At 58.2% G+C, this 24163-nt stretch carries 22 protein-coding genes; 8 read left to right on the top strand and 14 right to left on the bottom strand.

What is annotated here, in order from left to right; translation table 11 throughout:
- The first annotated feature begins 15 nt into the window (after nucleotides 1-15).
- Nucleotides 16-1317, top strand: coding sequence for an inosine/guanosine kinase (locus IV493_RS13245; protein ID WP_013357029.1), 1302 nt, complete (start codon nucleotides 16-18; stop codon nucleotides 1315-1317).
- A gap of 281 nt (nucleotides 1318-1598) precedes the next feature.
- Here IV493_RS13245 and ybaL read toward each other — a convergent pair whose 3' ends face one another.
- Nucleotides 1599-3293, bottom strand: a complete 1695-nt coding sequence (ybaL, locus tag IV493_RS13240; RefSeq protein WP_013357030.1) for a YbaL family putative K(+) efflux transporter — start codon at nucleotides 3291-3293, stop codon at nucleotides 1599-1601.
- A 595-nt stretch (nucleotides 3294-3888) separates the two neighbouring features.
- On the opposite strand from ybaL, the gene ushA reads away from it, so the two are divergent.
- Complete coding sequence (gene ushA / locus IV493_RS13235) at nucleotides 3889-5604, top strand: bifunctional UDP-sugar hydrolase/5'-nucleotidase UshA (RefSeq protein ID WP_230300010.1); 1716 nt, start codon at nucleotides 3889-3891, stop codon at nucleotides 5602-5604.
- Nucleotides 5605-5638: 34 nt separating this feature from the next.
- Here the strand turns inward: ushA and IV493_RS13230 are convergent, their stop codons facing one another.
- Complete coding sequence (locus IV493_RS13230; protein ID WP_013357032.1) at nucleotides 5639-6070, bottom strand: multidrug/biocide efflux PACE transporter; 432 nt, start codon at nucleotides 6068-6070, stop codon at nucleotides 5639-5641.
- Nucleotides 6071-6159: 89 nt separating this feature from the next.
- Between IV493_RS13230 and IV493_RS13225 the strand changes: the two genes are divergently transcribed.
- Complete coding sequence (locus tag IV493_RS13225) at nucleotides 6160-7029, top strand: LysR family transcriptional regulator (RefSeq protein WP_041457183.1); 870 nt, start codon at nucleotides 6160-6162, stop codon at nucleotides 7027-7029.
- Here IV493_RS13225 and ybaK read toward each other — a convergent pair.
- From ybaK to copA, 3 genes are all read right to left on the bottom strand, one after another.
- Complete coding sequence (gene ybaK / locus IV493_RS13220; protein WP_033782216.1) at nucleotides 7026-7505, bottom strand: Cys-tRNA(Pro)/Cys-tRNA(Cys) deacylase YbaK; 480 nt, start codon at nucleotides 7503-7505, stop codon at nucleotides 7026-7028. The genes IV493_RS13225 and ybaK overlap by 4 nt on opposite strands.
- A 173-nt stretch (nucleotides 7506-7678) precedes the next feature.
- The gene (locus IV493_RS13215; protein ID WP_033782219.1) at nucleotides 7679-8482 is read right to left on the bottom strand and encodes a TraB/GumN family protein; all 804 of its coding nucleotides are present in this window, start codon (nucleotides 8480-8482) and stop codon (nucleotides 7679-7681) included.
- Nucleotides 8483-8554: 72 nt separating this feature from the next.
- Nucleotides 8555-11068: a copper-exporting P-type ATPase CopA gene (copA, locus tag IV493_RS13210; RefSeq protein ID WP_195857272.1), complete on the bottom strand. Its 2514-nt coding sequence runs from the start codon at nucleotides 11066-11068 to the stop codon at nucleotides 8555-8557.
- Nucleotides 11069-11165: 97 nt separating this feature from the next.
- Here copA and cueR point away from each other — a divergent pair, with 97 nt between their 5' ends.
- Nucleotides 11166-11570: a Cu(I)-responsive transcriptional regulator gene (cueR, locus tag IV493_RS13205; protein ID WP_033731796.1), complete on the top strand. Its 405-nt coding sequence runs from the start codon at nucleotides 11166-11168 to the stop codon at nucleotides 11568-11570.
- Here cueR and IV493_RS13200 read toward each other — a convergent pair.
- From IV493_RS13200 to tesA, 5 genes are all read right to left on the bottom strand, one after another.
- Nucleotides 11558-12004: an NfeD family protein gene (locus tag IV493_RS13200; RefSeq protein WP_013357038.1), complete on the bottom strand. Its 447-nt coding sequence runs from the start codon at nucleotides 12002-12004 to the stop codon at nucleotides 11558-11560. The genes cueR and IV493_RS13200 overlap by 13 nt on opposite strands.
- Nucleotides 12004-12918, bottom strand: a complete 915-nt coding sequence (locus IV493_RS13195) for an SPFH domain-containing protein (RefSeq protein ID WP_013357039.1) — start codon at nucleotides 12916-12918, stop codon at nucleotides 12004-12006. The genes IV493_RS13200 and IV493_RS13195 overlap by 1 nt, the downstream gene beginning before the upstream one ends.
- 58 nt (nucleotides 12919-12976) lie before the next feature.
- The gene (locus IV493_RS13190; RefSeq protein ID WP_013357040.1) at nucleotides 12977-13834 is read right to left on the bottom strand and encodes a co-chaperone YbbN; all 858 of its coding nucleotides are present in this window, start codon (nucleotides 13832-13834) and stop codon (nucleotides 12977-12979) included.
- Between the two features lie 79 nt (nucleotides 13835-13913).
- On the bottom strand, nucleotides 13914-14687 hold the full coding sequence (locus tag IV493_RS13185; RefSeq protein ID WP_107320161.1) for an SDR family oxidoreductase: 774 nt from the start codon (nucleotides 14685-14687) through the stop codon (nucleotides 13914-13916).
- Between the two features lie 30 nt (nucleotides 14688-14717).
- Nucleotides 14718-15344, bottom strand: a complete 627-nt coding sequence (gene tesA, locus IV493_RS13180; RefSeq protein WP_187266175.1) for a multifunctional acyl-CoA thioesterase I/protease I/lysophospholipase L1 — start codon at nucleotides 15342-15344, stop codon at nucleotides 14718-14720.
- Between tesA and ybbA the strand changes: the two genes are divergently transcribed.
- Nucleotides 15312-15998, top strand: coding sequence for a putative ABC transporter ATP-binding protein YbbA (ybbA, locus tag IV493_RS13175; RefSeq protein ID WP_010259059.1), 687 nt, complete (start codon nucleotides 15312-15314; stop codon nucleotides 15996-15998). The genes tesA and ybbA overlap by 33 nt on opposite strands.
- Complete coding sequence (gene ybbP, locus IV493_RS13170) at nucleotides 15995-18412, top strand: putative ABC transporter permease subunit YbbP (protein ID WP_195857271.1); 2418 nt, start codon at nucleotides 15995-15997, stop codon at nucleotides 18410-18412. Before ybbA ends, ybbP begins: the two co-directional genes overlap by 4 nt.
- A 90-nt stretch (nucleotides 18413-18502) precedes the next feature.
- Here ybbP and purK read toward each other — a convergent pair whose 3' ends face one another.
- The 4 genes from purK to ppiB all read right to left on the bottom strand — a co-directional run bounded on the left by purK (nucleotide 18503) and on the right by ppiB (nucleotide 21411).
- Nucleotides 18503-19567 (bottom strand): 5-(carboxyamino)imidazole ribonucleotide synthase, encoded by a 1065-nt coding sequence (gene purK / locus IV493_RS13165; protein ID WP_033782233.1) that lies wholly within the window; start codon nucleotides 19565-19567, stop codon nucleotides 18503-18505.
- On the bottom strand, nucleotides 19564-20070 hold the full coding sequence (gene purE / locus IV493_RS13160) for a 5-(carboxyamino)imidazole ribonucleotide mutase (protein ID WP_195857270.1): 507 nt from the start codon (nucleotides 20068-20070) through the stop codon (nucleotides 19564-19566). The genes purK and purE overlap by 4 nt, the downstream gene beginning before the upstream one ends.
- Nucleotides 20071-20200: 130 nt before the next feature.
- Nucleotides 20201-20917 (bottom strand): UDP-2,3-diacylglucosamine diphosphatase, encoded by a 717-nt coding sequence (lpxH, locus tag IV493_RS13155; protein ID WP_195857269.1) that lies wholly within the window; start codon nucleotides 20915-20917, stop codon nucleotides 20201-20203.
- Nucleotides 20917-21411: a peptidylprolyl isomerase B gene (ppiB, locus tag IV493_RS13150; protein WP_013357047.1), complete on the bottom strand. Its 495-nt coding sequence runs from the start codon at nucleotides 21409-21411 to the stop codon at nucleotides 20917-20919. The genes lpxH and ppiB overlap by 1 nt, the downstream gene beginning before the upstream one ends.
- 212 nt (nucleotides 21412-21623) lie before the next feature.
- Between ppiB and cysS the strand changes: the two genes are divergently transcribed.
- Together cysS and IV493_RS13140 are read left to right on the top strand one after the other, a co-directional pair.
- Nucleotides 21624-23009, top strand: coding sequence for a cysteine--tRNA ligase (gene cysS, locus IV493_RS13145; protein WP_041456690.1), 1386 nt, complete (start codon nucleotides 21624-21626; stop codon nucleotides 23007-23009).
- A 33-nt stretch (nucleotides 23010-23042) separates the two neighbouring features.
- Entirely contained in the window at nucleotides 23043-24149 is a 1107-nt protein-coding gene (locus IV493_RS13140) for an AAA family ATPase (RefSeq protein ID WP_195857268.1), read from the top strand.
- Nucleotides 24150-24163: the final 14 nt, after the last annotated feature.

Genomic DNA, 24163 nt, shown 5'->3' with positions numbered 1-24163 from the left:
CAGACGGCATTCCCGATGAAATTTCCCGGCAAACGCAAATCCAAACACTACTTTCCCGTCAGCGCACGCGATCCCTTGTTACAGCCCGCTCAGCACGATGTAGATGCTGGCAGCTGGGTGGTGGGTATCGACCAGACGCTGGTGGATATCGAAGCCAAAGTCGATGACGACTTTCTCGCCCGTTACGGCCTGAGTGCCGGGCACTCGCTGGTTATCGATAATGCCGTCGCGGAAGCGTTGTACAACGAGCTGATGCGCGATGCGCTGATCACCCATCAGTTTGCCGGTGGCACCATTGGTAACACGCTGCACAACTTCTCGGTGCTGGCCGATGACCGCTCCGTGCTGCTGGGCGTGATGTGCAACAATATCCAGATTGGCGGCTACGCCTATCGCTATCTCTGCAACACCTCAAGCCGGGTCGATCTTAACTATCTGCAGGGCGTTGATGGCGCTATTGGCCGCTGCTTTACGCTGATTGGCGAACATGGAGAGCGAACCTTCGCGATCAGCCCCGGCCAGATGAACCAGCTGCATCCGGATAATGTGCCGGAAGAAGTGATTGCTGGAGCGTCTGCGCTGGTGCTGACCTCCTATCTGGTGCGCTGCGCCGAAGGTGAACCCATGCCGCAGGCAACGTTACAGGCGATTGAATATGCCAAACGCCACAACGTGCCGGTGGTGCTGACGCTGGGCACCAAACATGTGATTGGCGACAATCCTCAGTTCTGGCGGGATTTCCTGCGCGAGCACGTCAGCATCGTGGCGATGAACGAGGAGGAAGCGCTGGCGCTGACCGGCGAATCCGATCCGCTGCTTGCTTCCAATATGGCGCTGGACTGGGTGGATCTGGTGCTCTGCACCGCTGGCCCGATTGGGCTTTATATGGCGGGCTACACCGAAGACGAGTTCAAACGTAAAACCAACCATCCGCTGCTGCCTGGCGCGATTGCGGAATTCAACCAGTATGAGTTCAGCCGCGTGATGCGTCAGCAGGATTGCCAGCAGCCGCTGCGCATCTTCTCGCACATCGCGCCTTATATGGGCGGGCCGGAAAAGATCATGAACACCAATGGCGCCGGAGATGGCGCGCTGGCGGCGTTGCTGCATGACATTACGGCTAACAACTATCACAGCCTGAATGTGCCGAACTCCAGTAAACATGCGCGTCCGTATCTGACCTATTCGTCGCTGGCACAGGTGTGTAAGTATGCCAACCGCGTCAGCTATCAGGTGCTGAATCAGCATTCACCGCGTTTAACCCGCGGCCTGCCGGAGCGCGAAGACAGTCTGGAAGAGTCTTACTGGGATCGGTAACGCGGGTCGCCTCAGGGCGTAAAAAAGGCCCTTCTGAACAGAAGGGCCTTAGATGACTGGCAACGTCTGGCTCGTTTAGCGGTGAGATCTGGCCTGCTAAGGGAACACGGTCAGATCGGAAAGGCGCTTAAACCATCCCTGGCCGCTCGGCCCGCACCGTCCATGGCGCGGGACGCTTTCCTCCTCTGCCCATGTTCCCTGCGCATTGAGTTTATTCGTTGCGGTAAAATTTACCCTGATTTTGATATATCAGTAGCCTGCGAGGCCTTGCTAAAAAGGCATTAGCGCACGACGTCGCAGGGCTGTAAATCTTCGCCCTGCGTCATCTCATCCTGCAGGATTTGCAGCATACTGCTGGCAATCTCACGTTCACCCATCACCACGCGCGAAGCACCACGCTCCATGATGTACTCCACCTCATCGTCATAGTGAGCGCGGGCGATAATCTCGATATTCTGATGTTTTTCACGCGCCGCCGTCACCACTTCACCCGCTTCGTAGCCATTCGGTATGGTCAGTAACAGCCAGCGGGCGCAGTCGAGCCGTGCCAGTTCCATGGTGTCCGCGCGAGCGGCATTCCCCAGCACCGCCTTGATGCCCTGTTCGCGCAGCGCTTCGACCCGCGTACGGGAGTTTTCAACCACCACTAGCGGAACATTAGCCTCAAGCAGCTTCTGACCAATCAGGCTGCCAACCCGGCCATAGCCCACAATCACTGCGTGATTGCAGAAATCCACTGGGATCTGCTTCTCTTCTTCAATAGCTTCTTCCAGCGTCTGCTCTTCCATGGATTCCGTTTTGGCCAGGAAACGCTCCAGCAGGGTAAACAGAATCGGGTTAAGCATAATCGACAGAATAGCGGCGGCCAGCACAAGATTACGGCCCTCATCACTCAGCAGACCCAGCGAGATGCCCAGACCGGCCAGAATAAAGGCGAACTCACCAATCTGCGCCAGGCTGACCGAAATGGTCAGTGCTGTGCGGCGCGAATGGCCGAGCAGCGACACCAGCAGCCACGCGGCGACCGACTTGCCCACCACGATAATCACCAGCGCGCCCAGTACCGCCAGCGGCTGTGTCACCAGAATCGACGGGTCGAACAGCATGCCGACCGAAACAAAGAACAGCACGGCAAACGCATCACGCAGCGGCAGGGTATCGCGTGCGGCACGGTGGCTCAGTTCCGACTCGTTCAGCACCATACCGGCGAAGAAAGCACCCAGCGCAAACGAAACATCAAAGAATTCAACGGCCCCAAAGGCGATGCCCAATGCCAGCGCTAACACCGCCAGCGTAAACAGTTCGCGTGAGCCGGTGGCGGCGCTGCGGGCGAGGATCCAGGGCACTGCACGGCGTCCCACCACCATCATCAGCACCATAAACGCAGCGACTTTGCCGATGGTCCACAGCAGGTCCCAGGCCAGCAGTCCGGCGCTGGCGTTGCCCTGTTCCATCATGCCCGCAATGGCTGGCAGCAGCACCAGCGTCAGCACCATCACCAGATCTTCGACAATCAGCCAGCCAATGGCTATCTGTCCACGCTGGCTGTCAATCAGCTGTCGTTCCTCTAACGCGCGCAGTAACACCACGGTACTGGCGGTAGAGAGGCAGAGACCAAACACCAGGCCGGTCATCCACGACCATCCCAGCGTCCATGACAATCCCATTCCCAGTAGCGTCGCGACTGCGATCTGCGCGATGGCACCGGGAATGGCGATCGACTTTACCGACATGAGGTCTTTCATTGAGAAGTGCAGGCCGACACCAAACATCAGCAGGATAACGCCGAGTTCTGCCAGTTCAGGGGCCAGATTGGTATCTGCGACAAAGCCGGGCGTAAAGGGGCCAGCCAGCACGCCGGCCATCAGATAGCCAACGAGGGGCGAAATACGCAGGCGGTTTGCCAGCATCCCAAGGAGAAATGCCAGAACCAGCGCTCCGACAATGGTAGTGATCAACGGTGTGGTGTGATGCATGCCTGTCTCCTTGTATACAAATGTATCCGCTTGTAACAAATGAGTTTAAAACAAAATCACCTCTTTCGCTGAGCAATTTGCGGGAATACCTTAAAAAATCATGAAAAAAAGTCGAAAACACAATCGAAAGGGTGTTTTTGTCCATTATCCATAATATTGGCTGATTTGACGCTTTAAACAGGGCCGGATAAATAAAAATTAGCTTCGGTAAATTACGCCGCTCTGGGATGAATAAGGGATAAATGCGCGCGCAGAGGGTGTAAAGCCAGCCAGCGGCACTTTTGCAGCAGTAAACAATCGGTTAACAACATGGTTTACTGCCTGTTCCTGCTCAGCCGTGAGAAACCGGACCCGGGCTGGCACGATAGCCCGCTGTTGCACGGGTGTCACTCTGCGGCTCTGCAAAGGGGAGGCAGAGACGAAAAGCGTGAGCACCTGCATGCATGCAGATGTGCATTGGCCTTGAGTTCGCCGGGGGAATATGCGACACAGTGGGGCAAAGCGGCAAATAATCGGGCCAGAAAGTAAATTAAGGAGAATCACCGTGTTGTTATCAAAATGGACAGGGGCAGGTGTGGCGCTACTGGTGGCCCTGATGCCGCTATTTTCACAGGCCGCCGAGGCCGATCGCACCTATCGCTTCAGCCTGCTGCACACCAACGATGAGCATGGCCACTTCTGGTTTAATGCGCAGGGCGAATATGGTCTGGCGGCGCAGAAAACGTTGATGGATACCCTGCGCTACGATGTCCAGGCCAGAGGCGGCGGCGCACTGATTCTCTCTGCCGGTGATGTAAATACCGGCGTGCCGGAGTCCGACGAGCTGGATGCTGAACCCGATTTTCGCGCGATGAACCTGATTGGCTATGACGCGATGGCGCTGGGCAATCATGAGTTCGACAAGCCGATTGCGGTTCTGCGCAAGCAGGAGAAGTGGGCGCGATTCCCGCTGCTGGCCGCCAACGTTTATCAGAAAGGCACCGATCAGCGCCTGTTTAAACCCTGGGCGGTATTCAACCGTCTCGGGCTGAAAATCGCTGTCGTCGGGTTAATTACCCCGGACACCGCAAAACTGGCTAACCCGGCTGGGCTGAAAGATACCGAGTTCCGCGATCCTGTCGCGGAGACGGTGAAGGCGGTTGCTGAACTGCGTGCCGCCGAGAAGCCGGACGTGATTGTCGCGCTGACTCACCTTGGCCACTATGACGACGGTAAGCATGGCAGCAACGGCATCGATGACGTTACTCTGGCCCGCAGCCTGCCTGCCGGCACAATCGATCTGATTGTGGGTGGACATTCTCATGATGCGGTCTGCATGGAAAAAGAGAACGTCAGCGTTAAAAATTATCAGCCCGGCCAGCCCTGCAAACCCGATCAGCAGAACGGCATCTGGATTATGCAGGCCGACAAGTGGGGCAAATATGTCGGCCGTGGCGACTTCACCTTCCGTAATGGAGAGGTGTCGCTGGAGGCTTATCAGCTGGTGCCGGTCAACCTCAAACATCAGGTAAAGAATGCAGATGGCAGTGAAACCTGGCTCACCTGGCAGGAAGAGATCCCGAAAAATACCGCGATGATGAAGCTGCTGATGCCGTTTCAGAAGCGGGCAGAGGCGAAGCTGACCCTGAGTGTTGGCAGCGTTGACGGCGACTTCAGCGGTGAAAAAGAGCAGGTTCGGTTTGAGCAGACCAATCTCGGCCAGCTGATTCTGCGCGCCCAGATGACGCATACTAAAGCCGATTTTGCGGTGATGAGCGGCGGCGGTATTCGCACCTCGCTGAAATCGGGCAAGCTGAGCTGGCGTGATTTGCTGCAGGTCCAGCCGTTCAGCAACCAGGTAGTCTCGGTCAGCCTGACCGGCGCAGAGATCAAAAAATATCTGGATGGGGTCGCCAATATTCAGCCTGACTCAGGTGGCTATGCCCAGTTTGCCGGTATCAGCCTGACCGCCGACGGAAAGGATGTCAGTAACGTCCGTATTAACGGCAAACCGATTGAAGATACGCAGCATTATCGCATGGCGACCAACAGCTTTAATGCGGCGGGCGGCGACGGCTATCCGCGTCTGGATAATCATGCCGGGTACGTCAACAGCGGAGCAGTCGATGCGCAGGTGCTGCGCGACTTTATTAAGGCGCATTCACCGGTTAAAGCCAGTGACTATCAGCCGAAAGGCGAGATCGTACATCTGACCGATGAGCAGATTCGGGCGCGGGATGAGGCAGCAGAGAAAGCACGGAAGCGTAATTATCCCAAAATGATTCTGGCGTGGATCTGGCCGTGGGGGAACGAAACAGCCGCCACGCATTGAACTGACCGGGAGGCGCTTGCGCCTCCCGTTTTTCTTATGCCCGGCAGGGGTGACGTCTGATCCAGCGCTCGCGCAGTTTGTCCCACCCCCAGTTGTAAGCCATGGTGAAAGGCAGGAAGAAGAGGAAAAAGGCCACTTCGACCAGGAAAGCTTCCCACAGGGTGATATCCAGCATCAGGGCGGCGATCGGCAGACCAATCAGGATAAATCCCCCTTCAAATCCCAGCGCATGTAACACGCGCACGCCCGGACCGCGTTTCTGGCCTGGCGCATAGATCCGATCAAACCCGCTGTTGTAAATCATATTCCATAGCATCGCGACCGTAGAAAGCATGATCGCCAGCGAGCCCATCTGAAACAGCGGTTTATTCATGATCCATGCTGCCAGCGGCGAAACGGTCAGAATCGCCAGCGTTTCAAAGCAGACAGCATGAAGAATACGTTCTTTAAGTGAGCGGGTACGCATTGTTTGTTCTCCTTCAATAATGCGGCGCATTTTCACATGTCAGAATGCTAAGATAAAATGAACACCTATCGAAAAAAGCGATGGAACAGATGCGATACTCCCCGGAATCCCTTGAGGCGTTTATGCAGACCGTGGCGAGTGGCTCCTTTTCGGCGGCCGCGCGTGCGCTGGGTAAAAGTCAGTCCACCATCAGCGCAGCGGTGGCAAATTTAGAAGATGACCTCGGCTTTGAGCTGTTCGACCGCACGGGCCGTCAGCCGATCCTCACCGAGCAGGGACGCCGGGTTGTTCCTCAGGTTCAGCAGATTCTGTCGGCCAGCGAGCGGCTGGATGCGCTGGCGATACGTCTGTCGCAGGGCGTTGAACCCCGGCTCAGTTTTGCCATGTCCGATTTCTGGCAAACCGATCATCATGAACATCTGCTGAGGCAATTTGATGCCCGTTATCCGGAGATCGAACTGGAAGTCATGATTGCTGAAGATGGGGATGTCCTGGATCTGCTGCAGGCCGGGCGGGTACATCTGGGCGTCGTGCGGGCGCAGCCCAATCTGCCGGTTGATATCGCAGTAGCGCGGCTGCAGGTTGAAGCGCAGATGGCGGTCTTTTTACATCGCGATCATCCGCTGGCACAGCCTGATACCCTGAGCGAAAGCGAACTGGAAAGCGTGCGGCATCTGCGACTTAACACCTGGGTTGAGGCGCATGAACCCGCGCCCATGGGTCGCATCTGGTCAGCGCCCACCTATTTACTGTTGCTGGAGATGGCGGAGCAGGGATTTGGCTGGACGATTCTGCCACGCTGGCTGGTGAAACAGTTTGGGCATGGCGTGCTGAAAGAGTTGTCGATGTCGGGCTGGCCACAGCACATCGCCGTTGAAGTCGTCTGGTCACGACGAACGCCGCCCGGTCCGGCGGGGCGCTGGATGATCGATCAGCTGTGCGCCCAGCCGCGGGTTTAGTCGTGGCGGGCGATATCCGCAAACGGCGCGTCCAGCAGGCGTGAAAGATCCTGAGGCGCCAGTTCAATATCCAGGCCCCGTTTGCCGCCAGAGATAAACATGGCGTCAAACGCGCTGGCAGAGTCATCGATTACCGTGGGCAGACGCTTTTTCTGCCCCAGCGGACTGATACCGCCCACCAGATAGCCGGTAACCCGCTGTGCCAGCTGCGGATCGGCCATATCCGCTTTCTTCGCGCCCAGCGCTTTTGCCACCTTTTTCAGATCGAGTTGGGTCGATACCGGCGTAATCGCTACCGCCAGCTGTTTCGCCTCACCATTCAGTGCCACCAGCAGCGTTTTATAGACCTGGCGCGCATCAAGATTAAGCTTGCGGACCGCTTCGTCACCAAAATGCGTTTCGTTACTGTCATGCTCATAAGGATGCAGAATAAAGCTGACCTTTTGTTTTTCCAGCAATTTTACGGCGGGCGTCATACAGGTTCCTTACTAAGAAAAATCTTATTGCGCAGAATCATTGAAAAAGGTGGCGAAATTTTGTTCTTTGCGTAAAATTGGCCGCGCGCCAGCAATCTGATTGCTGAGCGATAACCAAAATCATAAACAAATTCCTCTTTGACGGGCCGATAAACTTATCGGCTCTCTTTTTTTCAGGGCTTCTTCAGCATCTCAGGCAGATTGTCTTCGCCGTAAAGATGCAAAGCACCCACCGCAACCACATAGTTTCCCGCCGCCAACCCCTGCAGCCGGTCACACCACTGCGCATTACGCTGACCGATCAACGTATCATTCAGCGCCTGACTGAACGTCGCGGGCAGGGTGATTTCCGGCTGGCGTGGCGGCGTATCAAGCCACCAGCTCACCATCATCTGCAGCAGTCGTGCATTAGTGTGCCAGTGCAGCAGCGTATCCTGTAACAGCGCCATGCCATCATCCGGTAACGCGGTCAGCAGGGCGATCTGCGCATCAGCGCCTTCCAGTTCAATCACGGGTTTGTTCAGGCTTTTCGCTGCCTGCAACAGCTGATAATCAATGCCGTAGTCAGGCCGTAATCCCAGTCTCTGTGCCTGTTGAGCCTGTAACATTAGCGCCACCTGCCAGGCAGGCAGATTATCCAGCAGGCTAAGCGTAAGACTCATCTCCTGACACAGTGCGGTGAGCGTTTGCATCGCGCTGCTCTCAAGTCGTTCAGAGAGCGCAGGACGATCGCCGTAATGGTCAAAGGGTGAGCCACCCTGGGTAATATCCGCTTCCACAATCAGCGCATCCGCCTGCTGCAACTGCCGCAGCAGGCGAGCGGGCAACGGCTGCATGTCACGCGTTCCCATGTGGATGCTGCCCACCAGATGCAGCTGACGATTGCCAATCCGGACATCCAGCGCAGGCCAGCGGTAACTGGCGGGAAAAAGTTGGCTGATAAGGCCGCGCAGTGAGCGCCAGATGTTGCCTGTCATTCCCGGTCCTTTGCCGATTCAAAACCCCATGCTAGCGACTTCAGAGCGTGAAAAACAGCGCTGAAACGGCGATTACTGGCGCGGTGGCCGGTAACGCAGCAGGCGGTTAGCATTGCTGACCACGGTAATGGAGGAGAGCGCCATCGCCGCACCTGCCACAATCGGGCTGAGCAGGGTGCCGGTCAGCGGATAGAGCACGCCCGCGGCTACCGGAATACCGATACTGTTATAGATAAATGCGCCAAACAGGTTCTGCCGGATATTGCGCAGCGTCGCGGAAGAGAGCGCTAACGCATCTGCCACGCTGTTAAGATCGGCGCGCATCAACGTAATACCCGCGGTTTCTACCGCCACATCGCTGCCGCCACCCATCGCAATGCCCACATCCGCCTGCGCCAGTGCAGGTGCGTCATTGATGCCATCACCGACCATCGCGACGCGACGGCCCTGCTGCTGTAGCTGTTCGATTGCAGCCGCTTTGCCTTCAGGCAATACGCCTGCAATCACTTCATCAATGCCGGTTTCGGCAGCGATGGCGCGTGCGGTACTTTCATGGTCGCCGGTCAGCATAATCAGGCGATAACCCTGCTGATGCAGTCGCTTAAGGGCTGCACTGCTTTCAGGACGCAGCCGATCGCGCAGCGCGATAAGCCCGGTGAGTTGCCCCTGTTCCGCCAGTAATACCGGCGTGGCACCCTGTTGCGTCAGGCGCGTGATCGCTGCTTCTGCCGCCCGGTAGTCGACGCCGTTATCCTGCAACAGCGCTGCGTTACCCAGCAGCAGCGCTCTGCCATCCAGACTACCGCTGACCCCTTTGCCGCGTATTGTACGAAATTGCGTTAACGACGCTGGCTGAGTCAGCTTCGCTTCGGCGACAATCGCTTTCGCCAGCGGATGATCTGAGGCGAACTCCAGCGCAGCCGCAGTCGTTAACACCGATTCACGGCTGGCATTACCCCAGACCAGCACTTCACTGACCTGCGGTTTTCCGGCCGTCAGGGTGCCGGTTTTATCAAACACCAGCGTGTCGATCTGGCTGGCGCGCTGCAGGGCATCGGCGTCGCGCACCAGTACGCCCAGCTCGGCGGCACGGCCAACACCGGCAATAATCGACATCGGCGTCGCCAGTCCCAGCGCACAGGGGCAGGCGATAATCAGGACGGTTGTCGCGATCACCAGCATGTAGGCGATTTGTGGCTGCGGCCCGAACAGGTACCACACTGCGCCGCTGAGCAGCGCAATTAATACCACTACCGGCACAAACACAGCGGAGATGCGATCGGCCAGGCGGCCCACATCCGGTTTGCTGCTCTGCGCCTGACGCACCAGCCGGATAATGCGCGACAGGGTGGTGTGATTCCCGGTCGCCCGGGCGATAAACTCTATCGCGCCATCCTGCACCAGGGTGCCGGCGAAGATCGCCGCACCCGGACTTTTGCTTTGCGGCACCGCTTCGCCGGTGAGCATCGCTTCATCAAACCAGGCTTCCCCTGTGGTGATGTCGCCATCGACCGGCACCCGATCGCCGGTGACCAGCCGCAGCGTCATGCCGGGCTGGACGTCACTGACCGCGATCAGCCTGTCGCCCCGGGGATCGACCAGCCGCGCCTGAGCCGGTGTCAGATCCAGCAGTCGTTCCAGCGCTTTGGACGATCGCTGACGCGCGCGCTGCTCCAGCGCATGCCCCAGATTGATCAGGCCCAGAATCATTACACTGGCTTCGAAATAGAGATGGCGCGCCTGCGGCGGGAAAAAGTCGGGCCACAGCACCACGCTAAAGGAGTAAATCCAGGCCGCGCCGGTGCCGAGTGCCACCAGCGTATCCATGGTGGCGCTGCCATTACGTAAACTGCGCCAGGCGCTGCGATAAAAGTGGCTGCCGGTCACGACCATGATCAGCAGGGTCACGACGCCCAGTGTCAGCCAGATGCCGTGGTTATGGTCGGTGAGCATCATGTTGTCGCCCACCATGCCCCAGACCATCAGCGGCACGCCAAAGGCTAACGCAATAGCCGCCTGCCAGCTGAAACGCCGCATCGCGCTGCGGGCGCTGTGCTGCTGCTTCTCACGTCGCTCCTGCTCGTCATCCACCACCTGCGCGCCATAACCCGCGGCATCAACGGCAGCGACCAGCTGCTGCGGGTCAGCATTGCCCAGCACCAGCGCACTGCGCTCACCGAGATTGACCCGCGCCTGGCTGACGCCTGTGACCTGCTGTAGCGCTTTTTCCACCCGACTTACGCAGCTGGCGCAGGTCATACCTTCAATCAGCAGCACGTGGGCAGGTAATGTTTTTTCTGCCGGATGAGAAGGGATCTCCGTTGTCAGCGCCTCCGGCGGCGGCTCCGATGCTGTCAACGGTTCAGACTTTGGGGACGCGTCCGCCGTTTTCAGCGTCGCGTGATAGCCCGCCTGCTCAACCGTGGCGATCAGTGCAGTCGCATCCGCGTGACCGGAGACCTGCGCTTCCTGTTGGGTCACCTCAGCCTGATCAACATCGTCGCGTTGCTCGAGTGCCTCTTTGACGCGTTTGACACAGTGGCCGCAGGACAAGCCGTCCAGTGCCAGAGAAATAGTGTGTGACATAATCAACTCCTCTTGTGATCCCATTTGACCGATTGGTCAGTTTCGATTCATGCTTAAGCATAAACCTTCCATCAAGGGGAAGGTCAAGGGGACGAAAATGAACATCAGCGATGTGGCGAAAAAGACCGGGCTGACCAGCAAGGCGATTCGTTTCTACGAAGAGAAAGGCGTGGTGACGCCGCCGTTGCGCAGTGAAAATGGTTACCGCCATTACGACGGTCACCATCTGGATGAACTGAACCTGTTACGTCAGGCGCGGCAGGTGGGTTTTACGCTGGATGAGTGCCGCGAGCTGGTGGCGCTGTTTAATAATCCCTCGCGACACAGTGCCGATGTAAAAGCCCGTACGCTGCAGAAAGCCGATGAAATTGCGGCGCACATTGAAGAGCTTCACGCCATGCGCGCTCGTCTGCTGGCGCTGGCGGACGCCTGTCCGGGCGATGAGAGCGCAGAGTGCCCGATTATCAATAATCTGGCCGGGTGCTGCGGTCAGCGTGGCTGAATTCGCAGAGTAATCCCCTCAATGCCGACCACGACGACCGGCGTGCCCGCAGGCAGATCCTGCTCCGCCTCAACTCGCCAGCTGCTGTCACCGATGCGTATATGCCCGGTGCGGTTATGTAGCGCGGTATCCAGCGTCAGCTGCAACCCGATCATCTGGCTGCCACGCTGGTTCAGGGCATTAGGCGTCTGACGCGTTTCACGGTGGCGCATCCAGCGATACCACAGAAAGACGCAGACCAGCGTCAGCACGGCAAAGAGTGACCCCTGTGTCGTCCAGCTCACCGGCACCAGCCACTCAAAGATGCCGACAATAACTGCCGCCAGCCCGCTCCACAGCAGATAACCGCTGGTGCCCAGCATCTCAGCCGCCAGCAGTAATCCACCCAGCGTCAGCCAGAACCAGTGCGGATGCGCGATGATTTCCATCAGCATCAGCGTTTCGACTCGGTACGCGATTCCTTCAGCAGTTCACCGATGCCCGCGATCGACCCCAGCAGACTGCTTGCCTCAAGCGGCATCATCACGACTTTGCTGTTAGTGCCTTCACCGATTTTTTGCAGCGCATCGGTATACTTTTGCGCCACGAAGTAGTTGATAGCCTGAATGTCTCCCGCGGCGATCGCTTCCGAAACCATTTTAGTGGCGTTAGCTTCCGCTTCAGCCTGACGTTCACGGGCTTCTGCCTGCAGGAACGCCGAGGTACGTTCACCTTCCGCTTTGAGGATCTGCGACTGCTTCTCCCCTTCAGCGCGCAGGATCGCCGCCTGTCGTACCCCTTCGGCTGTCAGAATATCGGCGCGCTTGGTTCGCTCCGCTTTCATCTGTGCATTCATTGCGCCGATCAGCTCCTGCGGTGGACGCACGTCGCGAATCTCGATGCGGGTAATCTTAACGCCCCACGGATTGGTGGCTTCATCCACGATATGCAGCAGACGGGTATTAATGCTGTCGCGCTGTGACAGCATTTCGTCCAGCTCCATGCTGCCCAGCACGGTACGCATATTGGTCATCGTGAGGTTCAGAATCGCCTGCTCAAGATTGCTGACTTCATAGGCGGCACGCGCCGGGTCAACGACCTGAATAAAACAGACCGCATCAATGGTGACGTTGGCGTTATCTTTGGAGATGATCTCCTGAGAGGGGATATCCAGTACCTGTTCCATCATGTTGATCTTGCGACCGACGCGATCCATGAACGGTACCACCAGACTTAATCCTGGCTGTAGCGTGCGGGTATAACGGCCAAAGCGCTCAACCGTCCATTGAAAACCTTGTGGCACGATCTTGACGGTCGCCCAGACCGCCACCAGTGCCAGAATAATCAGGGCAGGAATGACAGTTATCATACAACCTCCGCATTGTCAGATTAACGGGCCGAGTCGCTTCGGCCCGTGGTGCTGCTGTTTAGTACAGCAGGGAATAGAGCTGGCGACGATAACGCGCAGCCAGTGCATCGCCGGTTCCCAGCGCTGCCAGAATCTCCTGCAGCATTTTACGCGCCTGGCCATCAGCGGCATTGAGATCGGATTTCAGGAAGCTGAACAGCAGTTCCAGTGCTTCTTCATTACGACCCACCTGATGCAGCTGTAACGAGAGTTTAGCAGCCAGCCCGGCGTTAGACGGGTCCGCTTCCAGCTCGGATTGCAGCTGCTGAATCTCCGGCGTATCCGCAGCCTGTTTCAGCAGATCGATCTGCGCCATCAGGCTCTGATAGCGAGTGTCCTGATCCTGCAGGGGGACAACTTTCAGCACCGCCTCCGCTTCATCGCTGCGGTTCAGGGTAATCAGCACGTCTGCCAGCAGGAAACCAATCTCACTGGATTGGTTGCTCAGCTGCCACGCATCTTTTAACAGCGGCAATGCCTCCAGCGGTTTACCTTCCTGCATCAGTGCCATCGCCTGCTGCGCTTTCAGTTCTTCTTCACGCGGCAGCACTTTTTCCAGCAGGGCACGGATCGCCTCTTCCGGCTGCGGTCCCTGGAAGCCGTCAACCGGCTGACCATCCTGGAACAGGTAGACGGTCGGGATTGAACGCAGACCAAACTGCGACGCCACCCTTTGCTCTTTGTCGCAATCGAGTTTTGCGAGAATAAACTGACCCGCGTACTCCTGCGCCAGACGCTCCAGCACAGGTGTCAGCTCCTGACAGTGCTGGCTGCGCTCAGACCAGAAGTAGAACAGCACCGGCAGCTGCATCGACTGCTCAAGGGTCTGCTGCAGGTTAGATTCGTTGATGTCGATGATAGAAGCGTGTGGTGACATGGATAAGTCTCTTTGCAAAAAGTGTTCTAAGAATATGGGGCCAACTGGCCCGGCTTCAAGCGCTATTGCGCATGGCTGATTAATGGCTGCGCAAAATGCGATCCAGCATCCAGCCTGGCAGTAACCGTTTCAGCAGGCTCATTACGTGTGCGACCAGCGTCACCGGATAGCGCAAACGTGGATGTTTACTCTCGAGTGCGTGACGAAGTTTAGGCAGAATGGCTTCCGCTGGCAGGGTAAAGCGTGCCGCGATACCCGGGTTACGCACCGGGTTATGCTGTTCCCCCTGCGTCACATTGTCGGTAAAGCGGGTCTCAATCGGGCCAGGCTCAATCAGGCTGACCCGGATGCCACGGCTGCGCACTTCGAGCCGCAGCGCATCGCTCCAGGCTTCCAGCGCATATTTACTGGCGGCATAGGCACCCCGGCCAGGCGTGGAGATCAGGCCCAGCACCGAGCTGGTATTAACAATGCGGCCATCACCGCTGGCCTGCAGCGCGGGCAACAGCCGCAGCGTCAGCTGATGGACGCCGAAAAAGTTGCTGGAAAACTGCTGCTCCAGCTGCTGACGCGAGAGCGTATGCAGCGGGCCATAGAGACCAAATCCGGCATTGTTAAACAGTGCGGCCAGACGGTTATCGCAGAGCGCGAGTACCGCATCCGCTGCCCGATCGACACTCTGCGGATCGTCGAGATCGAGCTGGATGCCCGTATAACCCAGCGTGTTCATGCGGGCGACATCGTCGGCTTTTCGGCAGGCGGCGATCACCTTATAACCCCGCGCCAGCAGATCGTGCGCGGCGACCAGGCCAATACCGCTGGAACAACCTGTAATCAGAATGGTTTTTTGCATTTCTTTACCCTTTTTGCGCATCCAGGCGCGCTACGGCTGCTTAACTAAGGGAGCCAGTTCTTTTGCCATTAATCCGGCGATAAACGGCTGAGCATCAGGATTGGGATGAATGCCATCCTGTTGCATCCACCCGGGCTTCAGATAGACCTGCTCCATGAAAAAGGGTACGAGAGGAATATCATGCTGCTGCGCGAGTCCAGGGTAGATGCCGCTGAACGCCTCGGTGTAGCGGCGGCCATAGTTGGCGGGCAGGCGGATCTGCATCAGCAGCGGCTTTGCATTGGCGGCTTTGACATCGTCGATGACTTTACTCAGATTCTGCGCGATAGCATCAGGCGGAAAACCGCGCAGACCATCGTTACCGCCCAGTTCGATTAACACCCATTGCGGCTGATGCTGTTTTAATAGCGCAGGCAGACGCGCCAGTCCCTGTGCGGCAGTATCGCCGCTGATGCTGGCGTTGACCACTTTCGGTTTTTGCTGCCACTGCTTATCGAGCAGGCTGGGCCAGGCCGCCGTGGCAGACATACGATAGCCTGCACTCAGGCTGTCGCCCAGCACCATCAGGGTATCTGCAGCAGCAAGACGCGACGCCATCAGAAGAATCAATAACAGGAAGGGATAATGCCAGCGGAAAACATTGTTGAAGTTCATCATCTTACTAAGTCCGTCGGTCAGGGAGAGCATCAGTTAACCATCCTCACCGGAGTTGAGTTGGTTGTCAAACCAGCCGAGACCATTGCGCTGATTGGCGAGTCCGGCTCCGGCAAGTCAACCCTGCTGGGCATTCTGGCCGGGCTGGACGATGGCAGCAGCGGCGAAGTTCATCTGCTGGGGCAGCCGCTGCACCAGATGAACGAAGAGCAGCGTGCGGCCCTGCGTGCCCGGCAGGTCGGCTTTGTGTTTCAGTCATTCATGCTGGTGCCGACCCTGAATGCGCAGGAGAACGTTCAGCTGCCATCACTCCTGCGCGGCGACAGCGACCGCCAGAGCCGCGAACAGGCACGGGAACTTTTGACGCTGCTCGGGCTGGGTGAACGTCTGCATCATCTGCCCGCTCAGCTGTCAGGCGGTGAACAGCAGCGTGTCGCGCTGGCCCGCGCCTTCAGTGGTCGTCCGGGTCTGCTGTTTGCCGATGAGCCGACCGGCAACCTCGATCGTAAAACCGGTGATCGCATCGCCGATTTGCTCTTTTCCCTTAATCGCGACTTCGCCACCACGCTGATTCTGGTGACGCATGACGAGCAACTGGCGGCGCGCTGCGATCGTCGTCTGCGGCTGCGCGACGGTAAATTGTGGGAGGAGCAATGATCTGGCGCTGGTTCTGGCGCGAGTGGCGCTCGCCCTCGCTGCTGATTGTCTGGCTGGCCCTGACGCTGGCGGTGGCCTGCGTACTGGCGCTGGGGTCGATCAGCGATCGCATGGAAAAAGGGCTGAATCAGCAGAGCCGTGATTTTATGGCCGGTGACCGCACGCTGCGCAGCACCGATGCTGCGCCTGAAGCCTGGCTGGAAAAGGCGCGGGAAACCGGCCTGACGGTCAGTTCCCAGCTCACCTTTATGACCATGACTTTTGCGGATCAGTCACCGCAGCTCGCCTCCGTCAAAGCGGTGGATGACCGCTACCCGATGTTTGGCACGCTGCAGACGCAGCCGCCGGGGCTGCGGCCCCAGGCAGGCACCGCGCTGGCGGCACCGCGCCTGATGGCGCTGCTGAATCTGAAAGTGGGCGACATGCTGGAAGTGGGAGATACCCAGCTGCGCGTCAGCGGTGAGGTGATTCAGGAGCCGGATGGCGGCTTTAACCCGTTTGAGATGGCACCGCGCCTGCTGATCAATCTGGCGGATGCCGCCAGAACCGGTGCGATTCAGCCTGGCAGTCGCATCACCTGGCGCTATAAATTCTCCGGCAATCCTGAGCAGCTGGCCCGCTATGACCGCTGGATTCAACCACAGCTGAAGGCGGATCAGCGCTGGATCAGCGTAGATAACTCAGAAGATGCGCTGGGCCGTTCGATGCAGCGCGCGCAACAATTCCTGCTGCTCTCTGCCTTACTGACGCTGATGCTGGCGATTGCGGCTGTGGCGGTTGCCATGAGCCACTATTGCCGCAGCCGCTACGATCTGGTGGCGGTGCTGAAAACCCTTGGCGCGACGCAGGGCGCATTGCAGCGTTTGATCATCGGTCAGTGGCTGGCGGTGCTGCTGCTGGCGGCGATTGCCGGAGGTGTGGTGGGGCAGGTCGTGGAAGCGATCCTGATGACGATGCTGAAACCCGTATTGCCTGCCAGCTTACCGGCGGCCAGCGTCTGGCCGTGGATTTGGGCGGTGGGTTCACTGTTTGTGATTTCGCTGCTGGTGGGTCTGCGTCCCTATCGTCTGCTGCTGGCAACCCAGCCGCTGCGGGTGCTGCGGCGCGATACGGTGGCGAACCTCTGGCCACTGAAATTTTATATTCCGGTAATGATCGTGGTGGTGGTGGCGCTGTTAGCGCTGCTGGTCGGCGGCAGTAAAATGCTCTGGGCGCTGCTGGCGGGTGTAGTGGTGCTGGCGGGATTACTGGCGTTACTCGGCTGGGGAACCCTGCTGCTGCTGCGTCGGCTGGTGGTACGCAATCTGGCACTGCGACTGGCGATCAACCGGCTGCTGCGCCAGCCCGGGATGACGCTGAGCCAGCTCGCGGCCTTTTCCCTGTCGTTTATGCTGCTGGCGCTGCTGCTGGTGATGCGCGGCGATCTGCTGGATCGCTGGCAGCAGCAGTTACCGGCGGATAGCCCGAACTTCTTCCTGCTCAACATGACGGCGGATCAGGTGCCGCAGGTGCGTGATTTCCTGCAAGCGCATCAGATTAAGCCTGAAACCTTCTATCCGATTGCGCGGGTGCGGCTTAGCGAACTCAACGGTAAACCGGCCGATCCGAAACTGGATAATGCCCTTAACCGCGAGCTTAACCTGACGGCGCTGGCCGATCGCCCGGATCACAATCCGCTGGTGGCAGGCAACTGGCCGCCGAAAGCGGGTGAAGTGTCGATGGAAGTGGAGCTGGCGGATCGGCTGGGGCTGAAGCTCGGCGATACCCTGACGTTCGACGGTGATACGCAGACGTTCAGCGCCCGTATTACCAGCCTGCGTAAAGTGGACTGGGAAAGTCTGAAGCCGAACTTCTTCTTTATCTTCCCGCCGGGTGCGCTCGACAGCCAGCCGCAGACCTGGCTCACCAGCTTCCGCATGGAGGCGAATCCTGTTCTGCTGGCGCAGCTGAACCGTGCTTTCCCGGCGCTGAGTCTGCTGGATATCGGCAGCATTATGCAGCAGATCGGTCAGGTACTGACGCAGGTCAGCCGGGCGCTGGAGATCATGGTGGTACTGGTCACTGCCTGCGGTGTGTTGCTGTTGCTGGCGCAGATTCAGGTCGGGATGCGGCAGCGTCGGCAGGAACTGGTGGTCTATCGCACGCTCGGTGCGGGCAAACGTCTGCTGCGCACCACGCTGTGGTGTGAGTTTGCGCTGCTCGGCGTGGTCTCCGGCGTGGCGGCCGCAATGGGAGCAGAAGCGGCGCTGTGGGGATTACAGACGAAGATTTTCGACTTCCCATGGCAGCCTGACTGGACATTATGGCTGGCGTTGCCGTTGTGTGGCGCGCTGCTGTTATCGCTCTGTGGCGGCTGGCTGGGAGTCCGGTTACTGAAAGGGAAAGCGCTGTTCAGGAAGTTTGATGCGGCATAAGGCAGGGCTGAAATAAGGCGGCGCCAGGCCGCCTTTGACCTTTATCCAGACGCACCCGTTACCCGCAATCGGGTAACGGGTTCAGGGAAACTACAGCTTTTCAACGGCCCAGGCGATGCCGCTGGCGTACTCTTCCGGAAGCTGAGGCACCAGCGCATTCAGCGCCGCTTTCAGCCGCTCTGCATTGCTGTCGGTCAGATTGAGGTGGCCCACTTTACGACCCGGACGCACTTCTTTGTCATACCAGTGCAGATGCACCAGCGGCTGCTGCAGCCAGCTGAGATTCACGTCGGTACCAATCAGATTCACCATTACCGACGGCGCAAACACCACCGGCTGCGGTAAGGCCAGGCCCAGAATGGCGCGCAGATGCAGCTCAAACTGGCTGATCGACGCACCGTTCTGTGTCCAGTGACCACTGTTGTGTACACGCGGTGCGAGCTCATTGATCAGCAGTCCGGCTGGCGTCACAAAACACTCCATCGCCATCACGCCCACGTAATTCAGCGCCTGCATGATCGCGCTCAGCATCGCTTCGGCCTGCTGCTGCTGTGTCTGATCCGCCTGCGGCTGTGCCACGCTGGTGCGCAGAATGCCGTCCTGATGCAGGTTATGCGTCAGCGGATAGAACACCACCGAGCCATCGTGACCGCGCGCGCCGACCAGTGACACTTCACCGGAAAAGTTAATGCCCTGCTCAACGATGCATTCGCCGTAGCATGCCTCCGGCAACTGGTCAGTTTCATCAGCACGCAGACGCCACTGACCCCGCCCGTCGTAACCGCCGGTGCGGCTTTTCACAATCGCCAGCTCGCCCAGTGAATCAAACACCGCTGGCCATTCGCTTTTATCCGCCAGCAACTGCCACGGCGCGGTGGCAAGCCCCAGCTGATCCAGCAGCTGTTTCTGCGTCAGGCGATCGGCCAGACGTGGAAAAATATCACGGTTCACAAAGGCCGGATGGCTCGCCAGCTCACGCGTCAGCGCCGTTTCCGGCCAGCGTTCGATTTCGGCGGTGATCACGCTGTCGGCGATCGGCAGGGAGGCAGGATCGGCATCCAGACCCACGGGATAGACCGCGATGCCCAGCGGTTCACCCGCCTGACGCAGCATACGACCTAACTGGCCGTTGCCCAGTACGCAGACCGGCTTCATGCATCCACCCGCGGATCGGGATGGTTCAGCACCTCATCGGTCTGGCTCTCACGCCAGGTATTCAGGCGGGATGCCAGCGCGCTGTCGTGCAGCGCCAGAATCTGTGCGGCCAGCAGGGCGGCATTGGCTGCGCCTGCTTTGCCAATCGCCAGTGTCCCGACCGGAATACCACGCGGCATCTGCACAATCGAATAGAGGCTATCGACGCCGCTCAGGGCTGCGCTCTGAACCGGCACACCCAGCACTGGTACCAGCGTTTTGGCCGCCAGCATACCCGGCAGATGGGCTGCGCCACCTGCGCCAGCAATAATCACCTGCAAACCGTTACCGGCTGCCGTTTCGGCGAAGCTGAACAGTTTATCCGGGGTGCGGTGCGCAGAGACCACTTCAACATGAAAAGGGACGTCCAGGCTGGTGAGGATTTCAGCGGCGAACTGCATGGTGGCCCAGTCACTTCTGGAACCCATAACAATGGCGATGCGGGCCGGGGCGTTGGATGACATGCGGTCAACTCCTGTGAATAAACAAACAGACCTGGCCGGGCGGACAGGTTTTGAAGGGCACCGAGAATAGCATGACAACGACGCAAGGAAAACGGTTGCGTCGGCCAGATGTCGTGGATTTAACCGGCGATCAGAAGTCGAAGTGGATAAGCTGAATGCCGCTGGCGTCGAGCTGAATCATCGAACCACGGCTGTGCCAGGCACCCAGCACCGCGCGTTGCGCCGTTTCACCTTTTAAGCTCAGCGTATGGATTGCCGGGCGATGGGTGTGGCCGTGGATCAGCAGCGGCACCTGCTGGCGCAGCATCGCGGCGGCCACGGCATCCTGATTCACATCCATAATGGTCTGGGATTTATGCTGGTTGGCCTGTTTACTGTCGGCGCGCATCCGGGCAGCGATGCGTTTGCGGATCCATAACGGCAGCGCCAGGAACAGTCGCTGAATCCAGGGATTGTGCACTTTGGCACGAAAGCGCAGATAACCCGCATCGTCCGTGCAGAGCGTATCGCCGTGCATGATCAGCAGCCGATGGCCATAGAGCGTCAGTACCTGTTCTTCCGGCAGCAGCGTCATGCCGCTGGCGCGCGCAAAGCGTCGGCCAATCAGGAAGTCGCGGTTGCCATGAATAAAATAGACGGGAACTGGCAAGGCGCGCAGGGCGCGGGCAATCTGCTGATGCAGCGGATTGGGATCGTCGTCGCCAATCCAGGCTTCAAACAGATCGCCGAGAATATAGAGCGCGTCGCAGTGGGGCGCTTCGCGCTGTAAAAAATGCAGAAAACCGGCGGTAATCGCCGGTTCTTCCTGACACAGATGGAGATCTGCGATAAACAGCGTGCGCGACATTACTCGCTGACGGTCACTTTCTGGATCACGACGTCATCTTTTGGCACATCCTGGTGCATGCCGCTGCGGCCGGTAGAAACGGCTTTGATCTTCTCGACCACGTCCATGCCTTCAACCACTTCTGCAAATACGCAGTAGCCCCAGCCCTGAACGCTTTCGTCACGGAAGTTCAGGAAGTCATTGTCAGCCACGTTGATGAAGAACTGTGCGGTCGCAGAGTGCGGTGCAGAGGTACGTGCCATTGCCAGCGTACCTTTGGTGTTTTTCAGACCGTTGTTCGCTTCGTTCTGGATTTCATCTTTGGTAGCTTTCTGCTTCATGCCCGGCTCGAAGCCGCCGCCCTGAATCATAAAGCCGTTGATGACACGGTGGAAAATGGTGTTGTCGTAAAAACCTTCACGGCAGTAATCCAGGAAGTTCTGTACGGTTGCCGGCGCTTTATCATCGAAAGTTTTGATTACGATATCGCCATGGTTCGTCTGGAAAGTTACCATTTTTGTTGTCCTGTAAAGGTTGTGATCAGTTGCCGGGATCGCGCTGTTAACTGGCGTACCCCTTTTAGTCGACCGTTCTTATATCATAATTTCCAATGACGCGTCAGCAGCACGGCGCAGTTGGCTTGCTTTGCGTCGCGCGAGCGATAAAAATACGGCACAATGTCTGGATACTTAAAAAAGCCAACCACACGCAAAAACGGAACCGTTCAATGCTTAAGATTTATAACACCCTGAGTCGACAGAAAGAGGAATTCAAACCCATTCATGCCGGTAAAATCGGGATGTATGTTTGCGGCATCACGGTGTATGACCTCTGTCACATTGGTCATGGGCGGACGTTCGTGGCGTTTGACGTGGTGGCGCGCTACTTGCGTTACCTCGGTTATCAGCTTAACTATGTACGTAACATCACCGACATTGACGACAAAATCATCAAACGCGCCAATGAAAACGGTGAGAGCATCGAAACGCTGACCAACCGTATGATTGGCGAGATGCACAACGACTTCGCCGCGCTGGGGATCCTGCCACCTGATGAGGAACCGCGCGCCACCCGCCACATTGCTGAAATCATTGAGCTGGTGCAGACGCTGATCGCCCGCAATCACGCCTATGTGGCGGACAATGGCGACGTGATGTTTGATGTGCTGAGCGACACCGATTATGGCGCGCTGTCGCGTCAGGATTTGGAGCAGCTGCAGGCGGGCGCGCGGGTTGAAGTCGCGGACGTGAAGCGTAATCCGATGGACTTCGTGCTGTGGAAAATGTCTAAAGCGGATGAGCCAGCCTGGTCATCGCCGTGGGGCAACGGTCGTCCTGGCTGGCATATCGAGTGCTCGGCGATGAACTGCAAACAGCTGGGCACCCATTTCGACATCCACGGCGGCGGTTCGGACCTGATGTTCCCGCACCATGAAAACGAAATCGCCCAGTCGAGCTGCGCCCATGACGGTCCTTACGTTAACTACTGGATGCACTCCGGCATGGTGATGGTTGACCGCGAGAAGATGTCTAAATCGCTCGGCAACTTCTTCACCGTGCGTGACGTGCTGCAACATTATGATGCGGAGACAGTGCGTTACTTCCTGATGTCCGGTCACTATCGCAGCCAGCTTAACTACGGCGAAGATAACCTGAACCAGGCGCGTGCGGCGCTGGAGCGTCTTTATACCGCACTGCGTCACACCGACAGCAGCGTTAAAGCGCACGGCGGCGAAGCGTTTGAAGCGCGTTTCCGCAGCGCAATGGACGATGATTTCAACACCCCGGAAGCCTACTCGGTGCTGTTCGATATGGCGCGTGAAGTTAACCGCCTGAAAAGCGAAGATGGCGCTTCAGCACATGGGCTGGCGTCGAAGCTGCGTGAGATGGCTAACGTGCTGGGCATCCTGCAGCAGGATCCTGAGCTGTTCCTGCAAAGCGGCGCTCAGGTGAATGACGAAGAGGTTGCCGAGATCGAACATTGGGTGAAAGCCCGTGCCGATGCACGTGCCGCCAAAGCCTGGGCGGAAGCGGACATCGCACGCGACAAGCTTAACGCGCTGGGGGTCATCGTCGAGGATGGGCCACAAGGCTCCAGCTGGCGTCGAAAATAAACCGGAGAGGGCGAGCAATCGCCCTTTTTTATTATGGCGATTGAACAGATTCAGATCCGCGGCTTCCGCTCAATACGTAACCTGACGCTGTCACTGCAGCAGCTGAATGTGGTGAGCGGTCCCAACGGCTGCGGTAAATCCAACCTCTACAAAGCGGTGCGACTGCTGCACGAAGCGGCCTCCGGTCGTCTGGCGCTGGCACTGGCTGACGAAGGCGGCATTCAGAAAACGATGTGGGCGGGTGGCTTGCGCCGGGGCGATCGCCGACACGATCCAAAGCGTCTGGAGCTGGCCGTGGTGATGGATGATATGGATTACCAGCTGGAGATTGGCTTTCCCGAGCCGCTGTCGACCAGCCTGTTCAATCTTGATCCGCTGGTGAAGCAGGAGCGGCTCTGGCTCAGCGGCCAGCGTCGTCGCCCTTCTGCCTGCATCATGCAGCGCGAAAATCAGACTGCTTTTCTGCACAACGTTGAAGGGGATCGCGTCGCTTATCCGGCGGTGCTGCATCCTGAAGAGTCGCTGTTTGGTCAGCTTGGCGAACCGCATCTCTACCCGGAACTTTCCCAGCTGCGTGAACGACTGCAGCAGTGGCGCTTTTACCATGAGTTCGCCGTCTGGCCTGGCTCACCGATACGTGCGCCACAGATTGGGGTGCGTGCGCCGGTGCTGAGCCATGATGGCAGCAATCTGGCAGCAGCCTGGGCAACCATCGTGGAGCGTGGTCATTCAGAACTGTTGTCTGAGGTGATGACGCAGGCGTTTCCCGACAGCCAGTTTGACGTCGACGTGCAGAACGGTCGCTTTCAGATGCTGATGTCCCGCCACGGCATTCTGCGTCCGCTGGAGAGCGCGGAGTTTTCAGACGGCACGCTGCGGTTTCTCTGTCTGGTTGTGGCGCTGCTCAGCCCGCGCCCACCCGCCTTTATGGCACTGAATGAGCCGGAAAACAGTTTGCATGAAGATCTGTTGCCTGCGCTGGCGCGTTTAATCGCCGAAGCAAGTCAGTACAGTCAGCTCTGGATCACCAGCCATTCACCCCGGCTTGCAACGCTGATTGCGCAGCATACGGCGGTGAATCATATTGCACTGGAACAGCGGGAAGGGGAGACGTGTCTCGCGGGGGATGAACTGCTGTGACAGCGTCCCCGCAG

It is taken from the genome of Pantoea sp. SM3640 (assembly GCF_015654165.1).
Classification (GTDB): domain Bacteria; phylum Pseudomonadota; class Gammaproteobacteria; order Enterobacterales; family Enterobacteriaceae; genus Pantoea; species Pantoea vagans.
The sequence above is the reverse complement of the archived record's forward strand: the minus strand, read 5'-3'. Positions and strand labels throughout refer to the sequence as shown.

Coding starts and splice junctions, on each gene's coding strand:
- IV493_RS13245 (WP_013357029.1), top strand. CDS start 16: ATGAAATTTCCCGGCAAACGCAAATCCAAACACTACTTTCCCGTCAGC.
- ybaL (WP_013357030.1), bottom strand. CDS start 3,293: ATGCATCACACCACACCGTTGATCACTACCATTGTCGGAGCGCTGGTT.
- ushA (WP_230300010.1), top strand. CDS start 3,889: ATGCCGCTATTTTCACAGGCCGCCGAGGCCGATCGCACCTATCGCTTC.
- IV493_RS13230 (WP_013357032.1), bottom strand. CDS start 6,070: ATGCGTACCCGCTCACTTAAAGAACGTATTCTTCATGCTGTCTGCTTT.
- IV493_RS13225 (WP_041457183.1), top strand. CDS start 6,160: ATGCGATACTCCCCGGAATCCCTTGAGGCGTTTATGCAGACCGTGGCG.
- ybaK (WP_033782216.1), bottom strand. CDS start 7,505: ATGACGCCCGCCGTAAAATTGCTGGAAAAACAAAAGGTCAGCTTTATT.
- IV493_RS13215 (WP_033782219.1), bottom strand. CDS start 8,482: ATGACAGGCAACATCTGGCGCTCACTGCGCGGCCTTATCAGCCAACTT.
- copA (WP_195857272.1), bottom strand. CDS start 11,068: ATGTCACACACTATTTCTCTGGCACTGGACGGCTTGTCCTGCGGCCAC.
- cueR (WP_033731796.1), top strand. CDS start 11,166: ATGAACATCAGCGATGTGGCGAAAAAGACCGGGCTGACCAGCAAGGCG.
- IV493_RS13200 (WP_013357038.1), bottom strand. CDS start 12,004: ATGCTGATGGAAATCATCGCGCATCCGCACTGGTTCTGGCTGACGCTG.
- IV493_RS13195 (WP_013357039.1), bottom strand. CDS start 12,918: ATGATAACTGTCATTCCTGCCCTGATTATTCTGGCACTGGTGGCGGTC.
- IV493_RS13190 (WP_013357040.1), bottom strand. CDS start 13,834: ATGTCACCACACGCTTCTATCATCGACATCAACGAATCTAACCTGCAG.
- IV493_RS13185 (WP_107320161.1), bottom strand. CDS start 14,687: ATGCAAAAAACCATTCTGATTACAGGTTGTTCCAGCGGTATTGGCCTG.
- ybbA (WP_010259059.1), top strand. CDS start 15,312: ATGCCAGCGGAAAACATTGTTGAAGTTCATCATCTTACTAAGTCCGTC.
- tesA (WP_187266175.1), bottom strand. CDS start 15,344: ATGATGAACTTCAACAATGTTTTCCGCTGGCATTATCCCTTCCTGTTA.
- ybbP (WP_195857271.1), top strand. CDS start 15,995: ATGATCTGGCGCTGGTTCTGGCGCGAGTGGCGCTCGCCCTCGCTGCTG.
- purK (WP_033782233.1), bottom strand. CDS start 19,567: ATGAAGCCGGTCTGCGTACTGGGCAACGGCCAGTTAGGTCGTATGCTG.
- purE (WP_195857270.1), bottom strand. CDS start 20,070: ATGTCATCCAACGCCCCGGCCCGCATCGCCATTGTTATGGGTTCCAGA.
- lpxH (WP_195857269.1), bottom strand. CDS start 20,917: ATGTCGCGCACGCTGTTTATCGCAGATCTCCATCTGTGTCAGGAAGAA.
- ppiB (WP_013357047.1), bottom strand. CDS start 21,411: ATGGTAACTTTCCAGACGAACCATGGCGATATCGTAATCAAAACTTTC.
- cysS (WP_041456690.1), top strand. CDS start 21,624: ATGCTTAAGATTTATAACACCCTGAGTCGACAGAAAGAGGAATTCAAA.
- IV493_RS13140 (WP_195857268.1), top strand. CDS start 23,043: ATGGCGATTGAACAGATTCAGATCCGCGGCTTCCGCTCAATACGTAAC.